The sequence below is a fragment of the Streptomyces panaciradicis genome, assembly GCF_023516615.1.
Classification (GTDB): domain Bacteria; phylum Actinomycetota; class Actinomycetes; order Streptomycetales; family Streptomycetaceae; genus Streptomyces; species Streptomyces panaciradicis.
This window is the reverse complement of sequence record NZ_JAMGBF010000169.1, coordinates 1-21,140: the sequence shown is the minus strand read 5'-3', so window position 1 is coordinate 21,140 and position 21,140 is coordinate 1. Positions and strand designations below refer to the sequence as shown.

14 protein-coding genes, 2 tRNA genes, 1 pseudogene and 1 riboswitch are annotated in these 21,140 nt (G+C 73.4%); of the genes and pseudogenes, 10 read left to right on the top strand and 7 right to left on the bottom strand.

The features are described 5' to 3' along the window. From M8J74_RS37995 to M8J74_RS37985, 3 genes and pseudogenes are all read left to right on the top strand, one after another. Positions 1 to 753: pseudogene (locus M8J74_RS37995) on the top strand (DEAD/DEAH box helicase); the annotation flags it as partial. Positions 754 to 901: 148 nt separating this feature from the next. Next, entirely contained in the window at positions 902 to 2,464 is a 1,563-nt protein-coding gene (locus M8J74_RS37990) for an amino acid permease (protein WP_249840796.1), read from the top strand. A gap of 100 nt (positions 2,465 to 2,564) precedes the next feature. Beyond that, a tRNA-Lys gene (locus M8J74_RS37985) sits at positions 2,565 to 2,637 on the top strand. A 67-nt stretch (positions 2,638 to 2,704) separates the two neighbouring features. Here M8J74_RS37985 and M8J74_RS37980 read toward each other — a convergent pair. The 3 genes from M8J74_RS37980 to M8J74_RS37970 all read right to left on the bottom strand — a co-directional run bounded on the left by M8J74_RS37980 (position 2,705) and on the right by M8J74_RS37970 (position 6,641). After that, complete coding sequence (locus tag M8J74_RS37980; protein WP_249840795.1) at positions 2,705 to 4,624, bottom strand: N-acetylmuramoyl-L-alanine amidase; 1,920 nt, start codon at positions 4,622 to 4,624, stop codon at positions 2,705 to 2,707. A gap of 703 nt (positions 4,625 to 5,327) precedes the next feature. Continuing rightward, a complete protein-coding gene (locus M8J74_RS37975; RefSeq protein ID WP_249840794.1) occupies positions 5,328 to 5,969 on the bottom strand; it encodes a GTP cyclohydrolase II in 642 nt (213 codons plus the stop codon). A 147-nt stretch (positions 5,970 to 6,116) separates the two neighbouring features. Next, the gene (locus M8J74_RS37970; RefSeq protein WP_058924469.1) at positions 6,117 to 6,641 is read right to left on the bottom strand and encodes a MarR family winged helix-turn-helix transcriptional regulator; all 525 of its coding nucleotides are present in this window, start codon (positions 6,639 to 6,641) and stop codon (positions 6,117 to 6,119) included. Between the two features lie 67 nt (positions 6,642 to 6,708). On the opposite strand from M8J74_RS37970, the gene M8J74_RS37965 reads away from it, so the two are divergent. The 5 genes from M8J74_RS37965 (at position 6,709) to M8J74_RS37945 (ending at position 11,688) form a co-directional block, all read left to right on the top strand. Then, positions 6,709 to 7,842: a dihydrofolate reductase family protein gene (locus M8J74_RS37965; protein ID WP_249840793.1), complete on the top strand. Its 1,134-nt coding sequence runs from the start codon at positions 6,709 to 6,711 to the stop codon at positions 7,840 to 7,842. A 77-nt stretch (positions 7,843 to 7,919) separates the two neighbouring features. Then, a tRNA-Met gene (locus M8J74_RS37960) sits at positions 7,920 to 7,993 on the top strand. A 205-nt stretch (positions 7,994 to 8,198) separates the two neighbouring features. Further along, positions 8,199 to 9,242 carry a PP2C family protein-serine/threonine phosphatase gene (locus tag M8J74_RS37955; protein WP_249840797.1) on the top strand — a complete coding sequence of 348 codons (1,044 nt, stop codon included), beginning with the start codon at positions 8,199 to 8,201 and terminating at the stop codon, positions 9,240 to 9,242. A gap of 214 nt (positions 9,243 to 9,456) precedes the next feature. Beyond that, positions 9,457 to 9,613, top strand: a riboswitch (cyclic di-AMP (ydaO/yuaA leader). Between the two features lie 12 nt (positions 9,614 to 9,625). Beyond that, positions 9,626 to 10,645, top strand: coding sequence for a M23 family metallopeptidase (locus tag M8J74_RS37950; protein ID WP_249840792.1), 1,020 nt, complete (start codon positions 9,626 to 9,628; stop codon positions 10,643 to 10,645). Between the two features lie 98 nt (positions 10,646 to 10,743). Continuing rightward, a complete protein-coding gene (locus M8J74_RS37945) occupies positions 10,744 to 11,688 on the top strand; it encodes an aldo/keto reductase (protein WP_249840791.1) in 945 nt (314 codons plus the stop codon). Between the two features lie 18 nt (positions 11,689 to 11,706). Here the strand turns inward: M8J74_RS37945 and M8J74_RS37940 are convergent, their stop codons facing one another. The 4 genes from M8J74_RS37940 to M8J74_RS37925 form a co-directional block, all read right to left on the bottom strand. Continuing rightward, entirely contained in the window at positions 11,707 to 13,080 is a 1,374-nt protein-coding gene (locus M8J74_RS37940; protein WP_249840790.1) for a PrsW family intramembrane metalloprotease, read from the bottom strand. Positions 13,081 to 13,143: 63 nt separating this feature from the next. Next, complete coding sequence (gene trmB / locus M8J74_RS37935) at positions 13,144 to 14,016, bottom strand: tRNA (guanosine(46)-N7)-methyltransferase TrmB (RefSeq protein ID WP_249840789.1); 873 nt, start codon at positions 14,014 to 14,016, stop codon at positions 13,144 to 13,146. A gap of 57 nt (positions 14,017 to 14,073) precedes the next feature. After that, the gene (lhgD, locus tag M8J74_RS37930) at positions 14,074 to 15,294 is read right to left on the bottom strand and encodes an L-2-hydroxyglutarate dehydrogenase (RefSeq protein WP_372500401.1); all 1,221 of its coding nucleotides are present in this window, start codon (positions 15,292 to 15,294) and stop codon (positions 14,074 to 14,076) included. 149 nt (positions 15,295 to 15,443) lie between these two features. Continuing rightward, complete coding sequence (locus tag M8J74_RS37925) at positions 15,444 to 16,868, bottom strand: NsdA family TPR-like regulatory protein (protein ID WP_200704622.1); 1,425 nt, start codon at positions 16,866 to 16,868, stop codon at positions 15,444 to 15,446. A gap of 695 nt (positions 16,869 to 17,563) precedes the next feature. On the opposite strand from M8J74_RS37925, the gene M8J74_RS37920 reads away from it, so the two are divergent. Together M8J74_RS37920 and M8J74_RS37915 are read left to right on the top strand one after the other, a co-directional pair. Continuing rightward, the gene (locus M8J74_RS37920; protein ID WP_249840787.1) at positions 17,564 to 19,663 is read left to right on the top strand and encodes an asparagine synthase-related protein; all 2,100 of its coding nucleotides are present in this window, start codon (positions 17,564 to 17,566) and stop codon (positions 19,661 to 19,663) included. Positions 19,664 to 19,764: 101 nt separating this feature from the next. Beyond that, on the top strand, positions 19,765 to 21,140 hold a 1,376-nt coding region (locus tag M8J74_RS37915), incomplete at its 3' end, for an AfsR/SARP family transcriptional regulator (protein ID WP_249840786.1).

The window sequence follows — 21,140 nt, the reverse complement described above, 5'->3', positions numbered from 1 at the left end:
ACCGAGCTGCGCGAGGAGGCCGACCGGCTCGTCGCCCGGGTCGCCCGCGAGCGCGGCGAGGACCCCGAGGCCGCCGTGGTCGAGGCGCAGGCGGTGGTCACCGAGGCCGCCGAGATCGTGGCCGAGGCGTCCGTGCCGGCGCAGGCGGCCGCGCAGGACGTCGAGCGCACCGAGCCGGCGCCGTCGTACGAGCGTCGCGAGCGCCGGGACAACGACCGTGGCGGGTTCCGCCGTGACGACCGCCGGGACGACCGTGGTGGCCGTTCCTTCGAGCGTCGTGACGACCGTGGTGGCCGTGGCTTCGAGCGTCGTGACAACGACCGTGGCGGGTTCCGCCGTGACGACCGCCGGGACGACCGTGGTGGCCGTTCCTTCGAGCGTCGTGACGACCGTGGTGGCCGTGGCTTCGAGCGCCGGGACAACGACCGTGGCGGGTTCCGCCGTGACGACCGTCCGGCCGCCGGCCGTTCCTTCGAGCGCCGTGACGAGCGCGGCGGTCACCGTGGCAGCGACCGTCCGTTCAACCGCGACCGCCGTGACGACCGTCCGGCCGCCGGCCGTTCCTTCGAACGCCGTGACGAGCGCGGCGGTCACCGTGGCAGCGACCGTCCCTTCAACCGCGACCGCCGTGACGACCGTCCGGGCTTCCGCTCCGGCGGCCACGACCGCCCCTACGGCCGTCGTGACGACCACCGCGGCACCGGTTCCTTCGGCCGCCGCGACGACAAGCCGCGCTGGAAGCGCAACGGCTGACACCGAGTGAGCTGAACGAGGGCCCGTACGACTCAAGTCGTACGGGCCCTTTCGCGTTCACACGGCGGTTACCGGCCACGAGAAACTTTGGCCAAAGCACCTATCTTGTGACGCATGTCACGGGTCCGGCGAGGGAATCGCTGGGGGCATGACAGATGACGCCATAGGGAGCGGGCAGTCGGGAGTCTCCGACGAAGAGCGGCTTGCCCAGCTCGGCTACACGCAGGTCCTTGCCCGCCGCATGTCGGCGTTCAGCAACTACGCGGTCTCGTTCACGATCATCTCGGTCCTGTCGGGCTGCCTGACCCTCTACGCCTTCGGCATGAACACCGGCGGCCCGGCGGTGATCACCTGGGGCTGGGTGGCCGTGGGCCTGATGACGCTGTTCGTCGGGCTGTCCATGGCCGAGATCTGCTCGGCCTACCCGACGTCGGCCGGCCTGTACTTCTGGGCGCACCGGCTCGCCCCGCCCCGCACGGCGGCCGCCTGGGCGTGGTTCACGGGCTGGTTCAACGTGCTGGGCCAGGTGGCGGTGACCGCCGGCATCGACTTCGGTGCCGCCTCCTTCCTCGGCGCGTACCTGAACCTGCAGTTCGGGTTCGAGGTGACGAAGGGGCGGACGGTCCTGCTGTTCGCGGCGATCCTGCTGCTGCACGGCCTGCTGAACACCTTCGGCGTGAAGATCGTCGCCCTGCTCAACGACATCAGCGTCTGGTGGCACGTGCTGGGCGTCGGGGTGATCGTCGGCGCGCTGGCCTTCGTACCCGACCACCACCAGTCGGCGTCCTTCGTGTTCGGGAAGTTCGTGAACAACACCGGCTGGGGCAGCGGGGTGTACGTCGTCCTGCTGGGCCTGCTGATGGCGCAGTACACCTTCACCGGCTACGACGCCTCCGCCCACATGACGGAGGAGACGCACGACGCGTCCACCGCGGGCCCGAAGGGGATCGTGCGGTCGATCTGGACGTCGTGGATCGCGGGCTTCGTCCTCCTCCTCGGCTTCACCTTCGCCATCCAGTCCTACGACAGGGAACTCGGGTCCGCCACGGGCGCGCCGCCGGCCCAGATCCTGCTGGACGCGCTGGGAGCGACGGCCGGGAAGCTGCTGCTCCTGGTCGTGATCGGCGCGCAGCTGTTCTGCGGGATGGCGTCCGTGACCGCCAACAGCCGCATGATCTACGCCTTCTCCCGCGACGGCGCACTGCCCTACTCCCGTCTCTGGCACACCGTCAGCCCGCGCACCCGGACGCCCGTCGCGGCCGTGTGGCTGGCGGCGGTGGGGGCGCTGGTGCTGGGCCTGCCGTACCTGATCAACGTGACGGCGTACGCGGCGGTGACCTCGATCGCGGTCATCGGCCTCTACATCGCCTACGTCATCCCGACGCTGCTGCGGGTGCGCAAGGGCGACGCCTTCGAGCGCGGGCCGTGGCACCTGGGCCGCTGGTCGACGCTGATCGGCTGGGTGTCGGTGGTGTGGGTCGGCGTCATCACGGTCCTGTTCATGCTGCCCCAGGTCTCCCCGGTCACCTCGGAGACCTTCAACTACGCCCCCGTCGCCGTCCTCGTCGTCCTCGGCTTCGCCGCCGCGTGGTGGGCGGCGTCGGCCCGGCACTGGTTCCTCAACCCGTCCCACGCCCGCACCCAGGCCCGCGAGGCGGCGCGCGCGGGCAGCTCGGGTGGTGCGGGCGGTGCGCAAAAGGTCGATCCGTAACACTCCCGGCGTCCCCGCGCGGCACGGCACGGCCGTGTCCCCGATACCCGATCGGAGACACGGCCGTGTCCGGCTATGCTCGGGGAGGCAACATCGCCAGGGGCCCTTAGCTCAATTGGCAGAGCAGTGGACTTTTAATCCATTGGTTGTGGGTTCGAGTCCCACAGGGCCTACACAGAAGCCCCAGGTCGGGAAGTTCGCGACCTGGGGCTTTCGTGTGTCCGGCGGGTCAGGTGGGGGTCACTGCGCGGCGGCCGTGACGTCGCCGGCGTAGACCAGGGCGACCCGGTGGTTGTACTGGATGGTGTACATCGACTTGGCGCCGGTGACGACCGTGCCGCCGGACGGGAAGAAGTCCTGGGTGGGGGCCGGCGGCTCGGTCGCCACGTAGGCCTGGCCGGCCGGGACGGAGTACATGCTCAGCGGTGCCTGGGTCGAGGGGGACAGGCCCGAGGGGTACTCGGCGGCGTCCGGGTAGGCGGAGCCGTACACCGCCACCGGGGACGTGCCGGCCGCGCTGATCACCTGAACGCCGTACGCCGGCGCGGTGTTGCAGCCGTGCGGGTTGTAGAACCACACCTTGGCGCCGCTGTACCAGATCGCGGTCCAGTCGCCGTCCCGGTCGGCGACCACGAACTGCTGGCCGGCCACCGCCGTGCCGCCCCAGTCGTTGATCCGGTAGGTGCCGGCCGCGCCCGGGTGGACGGCCTGGTCGCCGAAGAGCGGGGCGGTGTCGCCGGGCTCGGTGCGCAGGTAGACGAAGTTCGACGGCTGCCGCGTCTCGGTGCAGGCGGTGGTGGCGCCGGTCGGGTCGTCGGCGGGGCAGATCTGGACGGTCTGCGGGTTGTCCTCGAACCGGGGCGCGATGGTGACCACCGAGCCGACCGGGCCGACGCCGTGCGGGCCGGTGCGCACGCCGAGCAGGTGCATGAAGTGGTTCCAGTCCCAGGACGGGCCCGGGTCCCAGTGCATGCCGGAGACGAGGGACGACTTCGGCCCGGCGACGTTGTCGTGGCCGATGATGTGCTGGCGGTCCAGCGGGATGTCGTACCGGGCCGCGAGGTAGGCGACCAGCTCGGCCGTGGCCTCGTACTGGGCCTCGGTGTACCAGGTCGCGCCGTGCGCGGCGTAGCCCTCGTGCTCGATGCCGATGGAGTGCATGTTGGCGGTGTAGTTGCCCGCGTGGAAGGCGAGGTCCTTCGTGGGCACCATCTGCGTCACCGCGCCGTCGGCGGAGCGCATCACGTAGTGCGCGGCGGCGCCGCCCGCCGCCTGGGCGGTCCTGATGGCGGCGTCGTAGGAGCTCTCGGTGTCGTGGATGACGATGGTGTCGATCTTGATGCCGTTCGCGGGGCGGTTCGAGACCTGGCCATTGGACGCCGCCGCCGGGACGAAGGTGCAGTCCAGGGTGGCCGGGCACTCGACGTCCGTGGCCGCCGCGGACTTCAGGTGCAGGTCGGCCAGCTGGCCGGTGGCGGGGCGGATGCCGCTGTCGGCCGCCAGGCTCATGCGCCGGCCGTCGGAGGTGGTGCGGGCGGCGCCCTTGCGCAGGGAGGCGAAGACGCGGTCGGCGAAGGCCGCGGCGCCCTGGCGCTGGGTGGACTGGCTGTAACGGGCCACCGCGCCGTACCAGTTGCCGGGATCGGCGGACGTGCCGCCGGTCACCTTCTTCTGGTACGAGGCGAGCAGCGCCGCGCCGCCGCGGATGTTGGCGGCCGGGTCGGTGCGCAGCTTCCCGGCGGACAGACCGGTCAGTTTCGCGGCGGCCTGCAGGGTGTGCAGGGCGGGGTCGGCGGTCAGCTGCGCCAGATCGCCGCGCCCGGCGGCTCCCGCGGGACCCGCGGCCAGCATGGCGGGCGTCACGTCCGTCAGGTGCATCGGGCCGTAGCCGCCGTCGGTGCTGTGCTGCCCGGGGTGGGTGTCCCAGGCGGACTCCTGGTACGACACGGCCAGCAGCACCTGGCGCGGCACGTGGTACGCCTCGGCGGCGGCGGTGAACGCCCTCTCCAGCGAGGGGGCCGGGCGGCCGGAGGCGTCGGCGGCCGCGGCCGTCACCGGGACGGCCGTCGCGCCCGCGACGGCCAGTGCGGCGATCGCGGCCAGGAGGGCCGTACGGCGGAGGGGGGACGCGTGCCCGCGTCTGTCACTGTGTGTGGTCATCAAGGGATCCCGGACCTGAGTCGACTCGATTGGCTGCGGAGAACGCGCGCGTGACGGGGCGTCATACGCCGGCCGGACCGGCCGGTGAGCCCACGGGCCGGCGGCGGACGGCCCTTCTCCGGAGGAGAGTATGTCAACTCGGTTACCGGCAAGGCGATTTGGGCGTGGAAGGTTGGTGAACGGCGCCCTCGGGGAGGCGGATGACCGGACGCGGTGCGGACGACTGCTCGCTCAGTGCGGCGGCTTGGGAAAGCGGTGCCGCAGGCGGCCCGCGCGGCGACGCACTCGGCCGGTTCGCCCGGCCCGCTGGACCGGCCAGAGGCCCCGTGAGACCTACCGGCCGTTCACCGGGACCCTGCGCGAGCGCGTCCGCACGGCCGTCTGCGAGCGCCGCGGCTCGACCAGGGCTCCGAAGCGTCGCGGCTCGACCCAGACTCGGTCCGGCTCGTCCGGGTGACGCGCGGGCTGCGGGTGAGGGGGGCGACCAGGGACGCGGCGGCGCCGACGAGACCGGCGGCTCGGGCCTGCCGCCATACGGCGCCCGGTCGCCGTGCTCGACGGCAGCGTGGATCTCCGGCCCGCCGGACGGCCGGCAACGGGCCGGCCTACGCCGGGGGCGGTGGCGCTTCTGGGCTGGTCTTTCGCGGACCCTGCGTCAGCCGCGCCCGCTGCCCGTCTCTCCGCCCCCGGACCCCCGGCCCCCTCAGCCCGCGCTCACTTCCGTCAGTTCGGCCAGCGGGAGGGTGTGCTGGGTCTGGAGGACCTTCGCGCGCAGGTAGCGGACGTTGTGGGCGGTGGTGAAGACGCCGGTCGGGACCCGGTCGTGGACCGTGATGCCGAGGTCGCGCAACTGGCCCGCCTTGTCGGGGTTGTTGGACAGCAGGTCCACTTCCGTGATGCCGAGCGAGCGCAGCATCTGGGCCGCGGCCGTGTAGTCGCGGGCGTCCTCGGGCAGGCCCAGGGCGGCGTTCGCCTCGTAGGTGTCGAGGCCCTGGTCCTGCAGGGCGTACGCGTCGAGCTTGTTGTAGAGGCCGATGCCGCGGCCCTCCTGGCGGAGGTAGAGCAGCACGCCGCCGCGGGCCGCGATGCGCTCGACCGCCTCCCGCAGCTGCGGGCCGCAGTCGCAGCGGGCGGAGCCGAAGACGTCGCCCGTCAGGCACTCGGAGTGCAGACGGACCAGCGGGACGGTGCCGGGGGCCGGGTCGCCGAGGACGACGGCGAGGTGTTCCCGGCCGTCGGTCAGACCGTGGAAGGTGACGAGCTCGGCGTCGACGCTGTAGCCGTCGTCGAAGCGCAGCGGTACCCGGACGCGGGAGCGCGGCGTGGCGGCGGGGAAGTCGGGCATGGGGGTTCTCCTGTGTCCGGGTGCAGGACCGTGCGGAGTGCTGCTTCAGATTTGAAGCACATCCACGGCGGGAACCCTACCCGTGCTTTAAATTTGAAGCAACAGATGTGCGGTGCGGCTCACGCGGGGAAGCTCACGAGCGTGTCGTCACGACGAGCCCGAGCACGGCGACGAACGTCGCCGCCACGGCACCTCGTCGGAGGTCGGCCGCGGCGTCTCCTCGCCCTCCAGTGCCCGTACGATCGCGGAGCTGATCTCCTCCAGCCGCTCCACCTGCTCCTCGGAGAGGTGGTCGAAGACGGCCGCCCGCACGGTCTCCACATGCCCCGGCGCCGTGCGCTCCAGCACCGCCATGCCCTCGTCGGTGAGGGCCGCGAAGCTGCTCCGCTTGTCCCACTGGCAGTCCTCGCGCCGGATCAGCCCGTCCTTCTCCAGCCGGGTCACGGCATAGGTCAGCCTGCTGCGCGTGATCTTCGACTTCTCCGCGAGATCGGTCATCCGGAGTCTGCGCTCCGGCGCCTCGGAGAGGTTGGCCAGGATGGAGTAGTAGAGATGGGGCATGCCGGCGTCCTGCTGGAGCTGGCGGTCGATCGCGTCCTCCAGGAGGTGCGTCGCCGCGATGTACGCGCGCCAGGCGCGCTGCTCCTTGCCGGTGAGCCAGCGAGTCGTCATACGGCCAGTGTAGGTTTGTTTCAAACTTTAACCAAGCGTCCCCGGCCTCCGAGAGCGAGCGCGCCCGATGCCGTACCCCCACGTCCTGCTGTCCGCCGCCGTCTCCCTCGACGGCTACCTCGACGACACCGGCCCCGAGCGGCTGCTGCTGTCGTCCCCGGCCGACTTCGACCGTGTGGACGAGGTGCGGGCGTCCGTGGACGCGATCCTGGTCGGCGCCGGCACGATCCGCGCCGACAACCCGCGCCTGCTGGTCAACTCGCCCGAGCGGCGCGCCGCCCGTACGGCCGCGGGGAAGCCCGAGTACCCCCTCAAGGTCACCGTCAGCGGCTCCGGCGACCTCGACCCGACGGCGCAGTTCTGGCACACCGGGGGCGAGAAGGTGCTCTACACGACGGACGAGGGCGCCCGGCGGGCCGCCGCCGCCGGTCTCGCCGCCGACGTCGTCCCCCTGGGCCCCGGCCTCGACTGGCGCCGCCTCCTGGAGCATCTGCACGACGTACGCGGCGTCGAGCGCCTGATGGTCGAGGGCGGCGGCACGGTCCACACGCAGCTGCTGCTCCAGGGACTGGCGGACGAGCTGCAGCTGGTGCTCGCCCCGGTGTTCGTCGGCGATCCCAAGGCGCCCCGGCTGTTCGGGCCCGGCGGCTACCAGGGCGGCCGGCTCAGGCTGGTGGACAGCCGCCGTATCGAGGACGTGGTGCTGATGCGCTACGAGCCCACCGCACCCGGCACGGGACCGGTCCCCGCCGCCGCCGACCACCACTGGCTGCGGCTCGCCTGCGCCCTGGCGGCCCAGTGCCCGCCCTCGCGGACGGCGTTCAGCGTCGGCGCGGTCGTCGTCGCCGCCGACGGCACGGAACTCGGCCGCGGCCACTCGCGCGAGGCCGGCGACCCCACCGTGCACGCCGAGGAGGCGGCGCTCGCGAAGATCGATCCGGCCGATCCGCGGCTCGCGGGCGCGACCGTCTACAGCAGCCTGGAGCCCTGCGCGCGGCGTGCGTCCCGCCCGAAGCCGTGTGCCCGGCTGATCCTGGAGGCCGGGGTGCGGCGGGTGGTCACGGCCTGGCGGGAGCCGGACACCTTCGTCGAGGAGGCCGACGGCAGCGGACTGCTGGCGGCGGCCGGGGTGGACGTCGTCCTGCTGGCGGAGCACGAGGCAGCGGCCAAGGCGCCGAACGGCCACCTGCTGGGCGGCTGAATCCGCAGGTGAAGGGGGCCGGATCGAAACCCTGGTGCTGGGCGTCCCGCGGATGGCGTACACTGGAGTCACAACGACGCGGGGTGGAGCAGCTCGGTAGCTCGCTGGGCTCATAACCCAGAGGTCGCAGGTTCAAATCCTGTCCCCGCTACTGAAGGCCGAGGGCCGGAATCCGGAAACGGGTTCCGGCCCTCGGTTTTTCCTTCCCGCGGCGGTGTTCCCCGCGACGGCCGGGATGCCTCCGCGGCGGGGTTTCCCCCCATCGGCCCTCACCGCTCGCCCGCCGTCCCCGCTCCGGCAACCCTTGGGGTGTGGAGCAGGAGGGGCCGATCTCGTACGCGCGCACCTTCGTCCGCATGCTCCCGGCGCTGCTGCTGGTCGCCGGGGCGTTCTACGACTGGTTCACCCCGGCGGGGTTCACCGCGGCCCCCTTCTTCACGGCCGTGCCCCTGGTCGCCGCCCCCCTCTACTCGCGTCTGGGCACGATCCTCGCCGGTGTCGCGTGCGTCCTGGTCGTCCTGCTGATCCACACCGGGCTCGGCATCCTGCTGCACATCGACGCGCTCACGGAGCTGGTCACGGTGGCGACCGTGGCCGCGCTGGCCGTGCTCATCAACGCCCTCGTGCGCCGCGGCGACGAACAGCTCGCCTCGCAGCGCGCGATCGCCGAGGCCGCCCAGCGTGCCGTCCTGCCCGACCCGGCCGAGCGGATCGGCACCTTCGCCATCGCGGCGCGCTACGAGGCGGCGCAGCGGGACGCGGCCATCGGCGGCGACCTGTACGCCGTGCAGGACAGCCCGTACGGCGTGCGGCTGGTGGTGGGCGACGTGCGCGGGAAGGGGATGGGCGCGGTGGCGGCCGTCGCCGTCGTGATCGGGGCGTTCCGGGAGGCCGCCGAGCAGGAGGCGACGCTGGAGGCGGTCGCCGGGCGGCTGGACCGGGCGCTGGCCCGCGAGGGGAGCCGGCGCGAGGGCCTCGACGCCTTCGAGGGCTTCACCACCGCCGTACTCGCCGAACTCCCGCACGGCGACGCCGTGGTCAGGATCGTCAACCGGGGCCATCCGCCCCCGCTGCTGCTGTGCCCCGACGGCACGGTACGTCCGCTGCCCGCCCGTGAGCCCGCCCTGCCGCTCGGCATGGGGGAGTTGGGGGCCTGGCCGGACCGGGCGGAGGAGACCCGCTTCCCGGACGGGGCCACCCTGCTGCTCTACACCGACGGGCTGTGCGAGGCGCGGGACCGGCACGGGGACTTCTACGATCCCGCGGCGAGCCTGGCGGGCCGGGCCTTCCCCGACCCCGCCGGGCTGATCGCCGTCCTCGCCCAGGAGGTGAACCGGCACACCGGGGACGGCACCACGGACGACATGGCGATGCTCGCCGTACGACGTCACACCCGGTGATCGGACAGCCGCCCTCCGCATAACAACTGACAGACCGTCAGGCACTGCGAAGATCCCGGGAAGAGGTCAACTCGCCCGTTTTCAGCCGGTCATGGCCTGTACGTCCGGCCTGGAAACGTTAATGATCAAGCCGAACTGCTTGGAATCCACACCCCGGGTCTATTAACGTTCGATAACGCAGCGCGGTCGTCCCAGCCGTCACAAGAGACGGCTCCGTGCGCACGCGCCGAATCCCGCAAGGGAACCGGGGAACCACCACCCTGGGGTGAATCGCGCGGATGCCACCGTGGACCCACGGCCGGTATACGCGCGTAGGAGACCTTCCTGCTCCGAACCCGTCAGCTAACCCGGTAGGCGAGAAGGAAGGAAAGGAGCACGCCCACGTGGCGTCCAACCCGCCTGCCCCGGCAGCACCCTTCGTGCCGAGCACCGAGCTCTTCGGCTTCGCCCCCCGCACCGACGAGGGCCAGTGGGAGGAGTGGAATCCCACCGCGGAGTCCATACGCCCGGTTCGGGGCAAGCACCGCGTCTCCAAGCAGCGCGGCGGCGGGCTGGCCCGCAGCTCCACGGTCCTCGGCGTCGGCGTCATCGCCGCCGTCGGCGCGGGCGGCATGGCCAGCGCCAACACCGGCAAGCCCCCGGTCTCCATCTCCCTGCCCGACCTGGCCTCCGTGAGCCACGTCTTCGGCGAGGACGAGGCCCCCCAGGGTTCCGCCACCGCCCTCAGCAGCGTCGGCGTCACCACCGAGGACACCGCGCAGGGCGCCAGGGACGCGGGCGAGGCGCTGCGCGACCGGATCATGGCGCAGGCCGAGGCGCAGCGGGTCCAGGTCGACAGCAAGGCCCAGGCGGTCACCGAGGCGACCTTCTCGAAGCAGGTCGACGCCGCTGCCGCCAAGGCCGAGCAGGAGGCCGCCGCCAAGGCCGCCGACGCCAAGCAGAAGGCGGAGGCCGAGGCGAAGAAGAAGGAAGAGCAGGCGCGGCTGGCCGAGCTGGCCAAGCAGTTCAAGCTGCCCGTCGTGTCGTACACGATCACCGGCACCTTCGGTCAGGCCGGTTCCATGTGGTCCTCCGGCTACCACACGGGTCTGGACTTCGCCGCCCCCACGGGCACCCTCATCAAGGCCATCCACAGCGGCACCATCACGGAGGCCGGCTGGGCGGGCTCGTACGGCTACCGCACGATCCTCACCCTCGACGACGGCACCGAGCTGTGGTTCTGCCACCAGTCGTCGATCAGCGTCTCGGTCGGCCAGAAGGTCGCCACGGGCGACGTCATCGGCCGCGTCGGCGCCACCGGCAACGTCACCGGCCCGCACCTGCACCTCGAGGTCCACCCGGACGGCCAGGCCACCGGCATCGACCCGATGACCTGGCTGCGCGGCAAGGGCCTGAACCCGTAACGGTCCGTACGTCCCTGGAACGGCCGCCTCCGATTGTTTACGGGAAGTTTGCGGCCGTTCCGGAAGACCGCTGTCCTGGGTGCTTGTTGTCGTAGGACATGACTTCTCTTCGCAAGCTCGGCAACTCCGACCTCGAGGTCTTCCCGCTCTCCCTGGGCGGCAACGTCTTCGGCTGGACGGCCGACGAGGCCACCTCCTTCGCCGTCCTGGACGCCTACACGGCGGCGGGCGGCAACTTCGTCGACACCGCCGACTCCTACTCCGCCTGGGTCGAGGGCAACAGCGGAGGCGAGTCCGAGACGATCATCGGCCGGTGGCTGGCGGCCCGCGGCAACCGCGACGACGTCGTGATCGCCACGAAGGTCAGCCAGCACCCCGAGTTCCCCGGCCTGTCGGCCGCCAACATCAAGGCCGCCGCGGAGGCCTCGCTGCGCCGCCTCGGCACCGACCGCATCGACCTGTACTACACCCACTTCGACAAGCCCGAGACGCCCGTCGAGGAGATCGTCGGCGCGCTGGACGAGCTGGTGCGGGAGGGCAAGGTGCGGGCGATCGCCGCGTCCAACATCTCCGCCGAGCGCCTCGCCGAGTCCCTGGAGTTCTCCGACCGCGAGGGCCTGGCCAAGTACGTCGCCCTCCAGCCGCACTACAACCTGGTCTCCCGCGACACCTACGAGGGCCCCCTGCAGGACCTCGCCTCCCGCCAGGGCCTCGCCACGGTGCCGTACTACGCGCTCGCCTCCGGCTTCCTCACCGGCAAGTACCGGCCCGGCGCCACGGTCGACGGCGCGCGGGCCGCGGGCGCGGGCAAGCACCTGCAGACCGAGCGCGGCCACAAGGTCCTGGCTGCCCTGGACGAGGTCGCCGAGGCCCACGGCGCACCGGTCGCCACGGTCGCCCTGGCCTGGCTCGCGGCCCAGCCGACGGTGGCCGCCCCCATCGCCTCGGCCCGCACCCCGGAGCAGCTCCCGGCCCTGCTGGGCGTGGCGGACCTGACCCTGACGGACGCGGAACTCACGCGCCTGACGGAAGCCTCGGCCTGACCGAGCCGTGCTCAGGGGCTACGACTGGTACGGGTTGTACGCGGGGTACGGCGTCGCCGGATACGTGGGGTACGTCTGCTGCCCGTGCGCCCCGTGCGCCCCGTGCGTCCCGTACGCCCCGTAGCCCGGCCACGGCGGTGCCACCACCGGGACCGGCGGGGCCGTCACGCGTGCCGCGTAGTTCAGGGCCGGCCCCGCGATCTCCCGCCGGTTCCACAGCTCCGCCAGCAGCTCGCGCTCCCGGACGGCGAAGTCGGCGCCGGCCCGCCCACGGCGCCCCCGGTGCCGCAGGAACGCCAGCGACGTGGCGTACGCCTCGTACTGGAGCACCGCCTGCGCGGCCGGCTTGCCGAAGTGGTGGGCGGCGTGGTCGCGGGCCAGCCGCCGCGCCCGCATCGAGCCCAGCGCGAACGGCTCGGCCGGCGTCAGCCAGCCCGCGGCGGCGTACGCGGGCAGCTCCTCGCGCACGGTGCGCAGCTCGCGCTGCCGCGTCCAGATGACCAGCCAGGTCAGCAGCCCGAACGCCGGCACCATGAAGACGGCGTACACGGCGAAGAACCCGAATTCCCCGAACGTCGACGAGCCGTTCCACATGGCGTGCATGCCCATCGCGAGCAGCAGGCCGCACAGCGGGATCAGCAGGCGCCGGACGTGCTGCCGGTCGGCCGCCGTCGCGGCGAGACCGAAGCCGATGCCGGTCAGGACGGTGAAGAGGGGGTGCGCGAACGGCGACATGATGACGCGCACGAAGAAGGTCGCCGCCGTCACGGAGGCGATGCCGCGGTCGCCGGTGAGCTGGTCGGTGCCGAAGGCGGTGCCCAGGTAGAGGATGTTCTCGGTGAACGCGAAGCCGGTCGCGGTGATGCCGGCTATCACCACGCCGTCGACGATGCCCGTGAAGTCCCGTCTGCGGAAGAGGAAGACGAGCAGGACGGCGGCGGCCTTGGCGGACTCCTCGACGACCGGCGCTATCACGGTCGCGCCGAGGGTGTCCGCGCTCGACGGGTCCGCGGTCGCCGTGGCTATCCATCTGGTCGCGAAACTGTTGGCGACGATCGCTATCAGCGCCGCCGCGCAGGCGCCCCAGGCGAAGGCGAACAGCAGGTTCCGCCAGGGGCCGGGGGCGACCCGGTCGAGCCACCGGAAGGCGGCTATGAGCAGCGGCACGGGCAGTACCGCGAGCCCGAGCCCGACCAGGAATCCCTCGGTGCCGGTCTGTTGGCGCACCAGGGCGAGGATGACGAGCCCGGACAGGGCGAGCAGCGTGCTGAGCGCCCCGTAGCGCACCCACGTGCGCTGCCACCAGTGCGCGTGCCCGAGCGCCCCGCTCGCCGGACCACCGGGGTGCGGCGGGTGCGGCGGGTAGGTCGGGTACGGGGGAAAGGTGGCCACGGCATTGACCCTAACGAGCGAAGGCGCCGCCCGCGATGGCGTCTCGCGTCGACCGCGGGAGCCTCAGGCGCCTGTGGGGGGCTGGTTGTGGTGCTGTACGCGACGGAAGAGCAGGTCGTTCACGACATGTCCCTTGTCCAGTCCCTGGCCCTCGAAACGGGTGAGCGGCCGGAAGTCCGGACGGGGCGAGAAACCGCCGTCGGACCGCGTGTTCTCGAATTCCGGATGCGCCGTGAGGACTTCGAGCATCTGTTCGGCGTACGGCTCCCAGTCCGTCGCGCAGTGCACGATCCCGCCCGGTCTGATCCGGGTGGCGGCGAGGTCGAGGAACTCCGGCTGGATCAGCCGCCGCTTGTGGTGGCGCTTCTTCGGCCAGGGGTCGGGGAAGTACACGCGCAGCCCGTCCAGCGCGTCGGGCGTGAGCATCTCGCGCAGCAGGATGATGGCGTCGCCGTTGCCGACCCGGACGTTGGACAGTCCGTTCTGGTCGGCGAGGTTGAGCAGGTTGCCCTGGCCCGGGGTGTGCACGTCGACGGCGAGAATGTTGGTGCCGGGGTCGGCGGCGGCCATCTGCGCGGTGGCCTCGCCCATCCCGAAGCCGATCTCCAGGACGACGGGGTTGTCGTTGCCGAAGAGCTCCGCGAGGTCGATGACGCGCTGTCCGTCGATGTCCAGCCCCCACTTGGGCCACAGCCGCTGGAGCGCGTCCGCCTGTCCCGCGGTCACCCGGCTGCGCCGCGGCTGGAAGCTCCGGATCCGCCGCTCGAAGTGCGAACCGGCCGGGTCGGCCCTCGGGCCGTCCGGGAAGCGGGGCTCCCCCTTGGCCCGGGTGTGCCGGACGGAGACACCGGGGACGTGCGCGGGCTGCCCGGCGGGCTCCGCGGAGGCGGGAGCGGCGGGCCGGGGGGCTTCGGGGGCGTTGGGGGAGTCAGACACAGTGGGGTCGATTTTACGGGGACGGCGGCCCGCCCGGACCGCCCGGCACCGCGGACCTCAGACCGAGCCCAGCATCGTCAGCGCCCGCCGGGCCACCTCCCGCCCGATCGGCAGCGAGGCGGTGGCGGCCGGTGAGGGCGCGTTCAGCACGTGCACCGCCCGCGGCCCCTCCTTGATCAGGAAGTCGTCCACGAGCGCCCCGTCCCGCAGCACCGCCTGCGCCCGCACGCCGGCGGCCGTCGGCACCAGGTCGTCCGCCGTCACCGCCGGCAGCAGCCTGCGCACCGCCGTCGTGAACGCCGCCCTGGACACCGACCGGCGCAGCTCTCCCGCCCCGTACCGCCAGTGCCGCCGGGCCAGCTGCCAGGATCCGGGCCACGCGAGCGTGCCCGCGAGCTCCCGGGGCCGTACGACGCCCCAGCCGTACCCCTCCCGGGCCAGCGCCGGCACCGCGTTCGGACCGATGTGCACGCCCCCGTCGATCCCGCGCGTGAGATGCACCCCGAGGAACGGGAACGCCGGGTCCGGCACCGGATACACCAGCCCCCGCACCAGCTCGGGTCGCGCCAGCTCGTAGTACTCGCCCCGGAACGGCACGATCCGCATCTCCGGGTCGTCCCCGGTCATCCGGGCGACCTCGTCGCAGTACAGCCCGGCGCAGTTCACCAGCACCCGCGCGCGGACGACGTCGCCGGTCCGGGTGCGCACGGCGACGCCCAGCCCGGCCCGCCGGTCGATGCGCTCGACCCGGGCGCCGTAGCGGATCTCCGCTCCCGAGCCGTGGGCCAGCTGCCGGGCCACGCCGACGAAGTCGCACACGCCCGTCGTCCCGACGTGTATGGCCGCGAGCCCGCGCACCTCCGGTTCGTACTCGGCGATCTGCGGGGCGCCCAGCTCCCGGACCGGAATGCCGTTCTCCCGGCCGCGCTGCACCAGTGCGTGCAGGCGCGGCAGCTCGGCCTTGTCGGTGGCGACGATCAGCTTTCCGGTGACGGCGTGCGCGATGCCGTACTCGGCGCAGAACTTCACCATCTCCGCGGCGCCCCGCACCGCGTAGCGGGCCTTCAGCGACCCGGGGCGGTAGTAGATCCCGCTGTGGATGACCCCGCTGTTGCGACCCGTCTGGTGGCGGGCCGGGCCGCCCTCCTTCTCCAGCACCGTGACCCGGGTGCCGGGCGCGGCCCGCGTGATCGCATACGCGGTGGACAGCCCGACGATGCCCCCACCGATCACGAGCACGTCACAGTCGTACGCGACCTCGGCACGCACCTGCACCACCTCCCACCTCGATAGTGCACTGCGCCACTGACAGTGCTCTCAAACGTGGGGCGGGCGCATGCCGCTCAGGGGCGCGGGGAACCGCGCGATCAGCCACCGACCGCCCGCGGCCGCGCAACCACAGAAACCCGGCCGGCGCATGGCGCTCCTCACGCCGGAGCCATCAGCAGCGGGCGGGCCCGCTCCCGCAGCTCCACCACCCGCGGCTCGTCGCCGTACGGCTCGAGCCGGTGCAGCAGGTCCTTGACGTACTCGGTGGTGCGCGCCGACGAGATGCGCCCGGCGACCTCCACCGCCCGCACGCCCTGCTCGCACGCCGCGTCGAGGTTGCCCGACTCCAGCTCGGCCACCGCCGAGACGACGAGCCGCAGTCCGTGCGAGCGCACGAACTCCTCCGTCGGCTTCGACAGCGCCTGCTCGGTGAAGCGCCGTACCTGACGTGGCGCCTTCAGATCGCGGTAGCACTCGGCGGCGTCCGCGGCGAACCGGTCGTAGGAGTAGAAGCCCAGCCAGGACGGGTCGTTGTCGCCCTCCCGGGACCGCTCGAGCCAGCCCTCCGCGGCCTTCAGCGCCGCACCCGCCGCCTGCGCGTCTCCCGCACGCGCGTGTGCCCGCGCCTCGACGAGCCGGAAGAAGCTCATGGTGCGGGCCGTGGCCAGCCCGCGGTTGCGCTCCAGCGCGGCCTGCGCGAGGTCGACGCCCTCGTCGCCGAAGCCCCGGTACGTCGCCTGCAGCGACATCGACGCCAGCACATAGCCGCCGAGGGGCACGTCGGCGGCGGCGCGGGCGAGCCGCAGCGCCTGGATGTAGTACCGCTGCGCGGCCTCCTGCTGCCCGGTGTCGAACGCCATCCACCCGGCGAGCCGCGTCAGCTCAGCCGAGGCGCCGAACAGCGCCCTGCCCACCTCGTCCGAGTACGAGCCGAGCAGCAGCGGTGCCGCCTCCACCCGTAAACACTCGGGCACCATGGACGAACGCCAGTCGCCGCCCCCGTACTTGGAGTCCCAGCGCCTGGCGTCCTCGGCGGCCTCCCGCAACTTCTGCACGTCGCTGTGGCCGACTTTGAGCGGTGCGCCCGAGCCCTCGGCGGAGTTCGCCTCGCGCGCCACCGAACTGTCGGCCGGGGTTATCAGCCAGCGTGAGGCGGGCGTCGCGTACGCGCTTACTGCGAACGATCCGGCCAGCGACTGCCAGATGCCGCCGGAGCCGGCCCGGCGCCCGGCGAGGTCGAGGCGGTAGAGCTCCGTCGCCGACCTCACCGCCTGTCCGACGTCCCTGGGGAAGGCGAGGCCCACTTCGGGTGCGGGATCCGCGTCCGCCAGGCCGATCTCGTGGAGCGGCACCGGACGGCCGAGCTTCTGGCCGATCGCGGCGGCGATGAGGTGCGGGGCGGCACCCTGCGGCACCATGCCCTTCGACACCCAGCGCGCCACCGACGTCTTGTCGTAGCGAAGTGTCAGACCACGCTGTGCGCCAAGGTCGTTGACGCGACGCGCGAGGCCTGCGTTGCTGATTCCCGCGAGGGCGAGAACGGCGCCGAGTTTTTCGTTCGGCCCGCGTTGCTCCCTGGACATGCGCCACCCCTCGACACAGACGGCTGCCGCGCTGGCATAACCACGCGGCATTCGTAAACCCAGCGTAGTTCGCCGCATCCCAAGCGTTAAGGGGCATTGTTCCGGATGGCGGGATTGTGGTCCGTACTGAAGTACGGGTCCGATACGCGCAGTTGCGCCGTGCTCCTGTTGTGTGGCCGTGCGCCCGCCCGTGCGCTCTTCTCCGGCCACCGGGGGAGCGGTTCCATGGGTCGTGCGTGGGTCGGCCCGCTGTACTGGATCCAGTGGGCTGGGGGACACCGCCACCTCCATCCCCGCGGGTGGCGGAACGGTCCGGGAGGCGCACTCCGTCTCCCGGGCTGCGCGCAGGAGTTGACGGTGTGCGAAGCATGTACAGAGCGTGTCCACACCTGTCCCCGCGTCGCCAATTTGGCTGAAAATCGACCCTGCATGCATGCGGCGATTACCGCCCCCACCACGGCACTTGAGGGCGCGAACGGCGTTTTCGGGGCGCACGGCGGGGGCGCATTCACGTCGCAGTCCCCCTGGTCGGCAGGGGTGTCCGGACCGCCGGATCACCCTCGTGAGGGGGAGCGCCCCGGCGCGTTCCGGGGATCACAAGCCGCTCCACGGCCCTTCCACCGCGCCTTCTTCATGGCAGCATGGGGAACCGGTTCGTACGGTGCACTGGTTGTCCACAGTCCGTGGAGGCGTCGATGCGGTGGTTGGTGGGATGGAGCAGCACCGCCCCGGCGACCGCCGGCATCGGTACCGCGGGGGCCACCGGAAGCGACGGCGAGACCGTGCACCCGGTCGGCTCCCAGCTCCTGTGGGGCGACCCCGACCCGCTGTGGGCGGTCGGCGACTGGCGCCCCGACGAGGTGCGGGTGGTGCGGGCCGACCCCCAGACCCGGATCGCGGTCCTGGGCACCTGCGGCGCCTCCGACGAAGAACTGCGGGTCGCGCTGTTCGCCGCGCGCGGGGGCGCACTGCGTCACCTCACGGCCTGGCCCGGCAGCTACACGGCCATCGTCCAGGTGGGCCGCCGCATCACCGTCTGCGGCGATCTGGCAGGTGCCCGCCCGGTCTTCTACACCCCGTGGGCGGGCGGCACCGCCTACGCGACCGCCGCGCTCCCCCTCGCCGACCTCATCGAGGCCAACCTCGACTTCGGCCATCTGGCGGCCCTCCTCGCCGCCCCGGACGTCCCGGCCGCGCTGCACGACTCCACCCCGTACGACGGAGTTCGGCGCATTCCGCCGGGGCACGCGCTGATCCTGCGCACCGGCGCGCGCGAGATCGCCGGCTACGAGCCGGTCGCCTCCCTCGCCGTGGCGGCGCCCTCGGCCGACCCCGACAGCGCGGTGGACGCGGTGCGCGACGCGCTGGTGGAGGCGGTACGCGCGCGTCTGTCGGCGCCGCGGCACGTCCCGGGCGCCGACATAGACCCCGGCCCCGTCCCCGGGATGGGCCCGGCCGAACGCCGCGCCGCGCGCGGGATGCCGGTCGCCGGGATCGGCGCCGACCTCTCCGGCGGCCCCGCGTCGGGGACCCTCGCCCTGCTCGCCGCGGGCCTGCCGGGCATGCCGGGCACCGTCCTCGGGCACGGCACCGGCGCCGGGGAACGCCTCCTGGCGGTCACCTTCAACGACCTGGCCGTCGGCGGCCGCGAGGCGGAGCTGGAGCGCGCGGGCACCCTCGCGGCCAACCCCCGGCTGCACCACGTGGTCGTGGCCGGCGGCGAGGAGACCCTGCCGTACGCCGATCTGGACGGCCCCCTGACCGACGAGCCCGGCCAGTCCCTGGTGACGGCCGCCCGGCACCGGGCCCGGCTGGCGTCGGGCAGCGCCGACCACCTCACCGGCTACGGCGCCCGCCAGGTCCTGGACGCCCACCCGGCCCGCCTCGCCGACCTGCTGATGGACCGCAAGCGCCGGCATCTCGTGCGCCCCGTCGCCGCGCTCGCCAAGGCGGACGGCTCGGTGTTCGTCCCCGCGCGCGTGTACGGCGCGGCCCGCCGGCTGGCCCGCACCCCGTACGGGGCGGGCCTGGAACTGCTCGCCGAACGCCTTCTGCAGCGCCGCTTCGACGAGCCCGGAGGGGCCGTCGGAGCGTCCCTCGCCGCCCTCGCCTGGGCCAGGCCCGGCCCCGCCGCGCGCTGGCTGACCGGCGAGGCCCTGGCTGAAGTATCGGTTCGCCTCCAGACGTCGCCGAGCCGTTCGGGCATCGGGCCCGGGCAGCGTCCCGGCGACCACCGCGCGCGGGCCGCGCTGGCCCGCCAGGCCGCCGACATCCGCGTGCTGGAACAGGCGGCGGAGATCCGCTCGCAGCGCCTGCACGCGCCCTTCCTCGACAACCAGGTCGTCCGCGCCTGCCGCGCCCTGCCCGAGGCCCTGCGCGTCCAGCCGGGCGCCCGCGCCGCCATCCTCCGTACGGTCCTGGAGGGCGCCGGCGTGGGCGACCTCCCGCCCGGCTGGGGCGCCCCCTCCCACGCCCCGACGGCGGTCGCGGCCCGCACCGGCCTGCGCGTCTCCGCCGACTCCCTGATGGCCCTGTTCGGCACCCCGCTCCTCGCGGAGGCCGGCCTGGTGGAGGCCCGGGTCGTCCGCAAGGCCCTGCGCGCCGCGGCGGAGGGCGAGCCACTGCCCCTGGACGGCCTGGCCGACCTGGTCTCCCTCGAACTGTGGCTGCGCCGCCTGCTGGCCCGCCGAGGCACCTGCTGGACCGGCACCCCGGCCCGCCAGCGGGCGGTCCCCGGAGGCATCGCCCCGAAGCGAGGCGCCCTGGCCTCGGGAGGCGGGGCGGGGGTCGCGTGAGGGCATGACCCGCACGAGCCGCCTCCCCGGCCCCGGTGCCCGGCACACCCCGCCCGCCGAACGCCGTGCCCCCTCCCGTGCGTGACGGCCACAATGATCCGATGCGGTACAGGATTCTGGGCGTCACCCAGGTCGAGGGCGAGGACGGCACCGTCGTGCCCGTCCCCGGCCCCCGCCTGCGCGCCCTGCTGACCGCGCTGGCCCTGCGCCCCGGCCGGGTCACCACCCCCGGCACCCTGATCGCGGAGGTGTGGACGGACGACCCGCCGGACGACGCCCCGGCCGCCCTCCAGGCCCTCGTCGGCCGCCTGCGCCGCACCCTCGGCAAGGACGCCGTCGCCTCCGCCCCCGGCGGCTACCGGCTCACGGCCACCGAGCACGACGTCGACCTCCACGTCTTCGAGGACCTGGTCCACCGGGGCACCGCCGCCCTGGCCCGGGGTGACGCCGCCACCGCGGCCCAGGTCCTCGACGAGGCCCTCGCCCTGTGGCGCGGTCCCGCCCTCGCCGACCTCCCCGACCGCACCGCCGCCGCCCGCCCCGACGCCCTCCACCTGGAGGCGACCCGGGCCCGCGTCGACGCCGACCTGCGGCTGGGCCGCGCCCACACCGCCGTACCGCGCCTGAGGGAACTCACCGCCGCCCACCCCTACGACGAGCCGCTGCACGCCCTCCTCATCCGCGCCCTGCGCGACACGGGCCGCACCGCCGACGCCCTCGCCGCGTACGAGGCCACCCGCCGGGCCCTGGCCGACGGCCTCGGCACCGACCCGGGACCGGAGCTGCGGGCCCTGCACGCCGACCTCCTCGCGGCACCGGAAACCCACGCCCCTCCCGAGCCGCCCGGTCGCCCCCGGCCCCCCGCCCGCAGCGGCAACCTGCGTCCGCGACTGACCTCTTTCGTGGGCCGGGAACCGGAGCTCGACGCCATCCGTTCCGAAGTGCACAGGGCACGGCTGGTCACCCTCACCGGACCGGGCGGCTCCGGGAAGACCCGCCTCGCCGAGGAGGCCGCCGCCGGGCTCCCGCAGGCGTGGCTGGTCGAACTGGCGCCGCTGGACCGGCCCGAGGCGGTGCCGGGAGCGGTGGTCAGCGCGCTCGGCCTGCGCGAGACCGTGCTGCTGACCACCGAGCTGACCGCCCCGCAGGACGACCCGCTCGCCCTGCTCGTCGAGTACTGCGCCCCGCGCAGCGAACTGCTGATCCTCGACAACTGCGAACACCTCATCGAGGCGGCCGCCGCCCTCGCCGAGACCCTGCTCACCCACTGCCCCGGGCTCACGATCCTCGCCACCAGCCGCGAACCCCTGGGCGTCCCCGGCGAGTCGGTGCGCCCGGTCGAACCCCTCGTCCCCGACCAGGCGCGGCGCCTGTTCGAGGAGCGCGCGTCCGCCGTCCGCCCCGACGCGGACACCGTGCTCCGCGACCGGGCCGCCGTCGAGGAGATCTGCCGCCGCCTGGACGGCCTGCCGCTCGC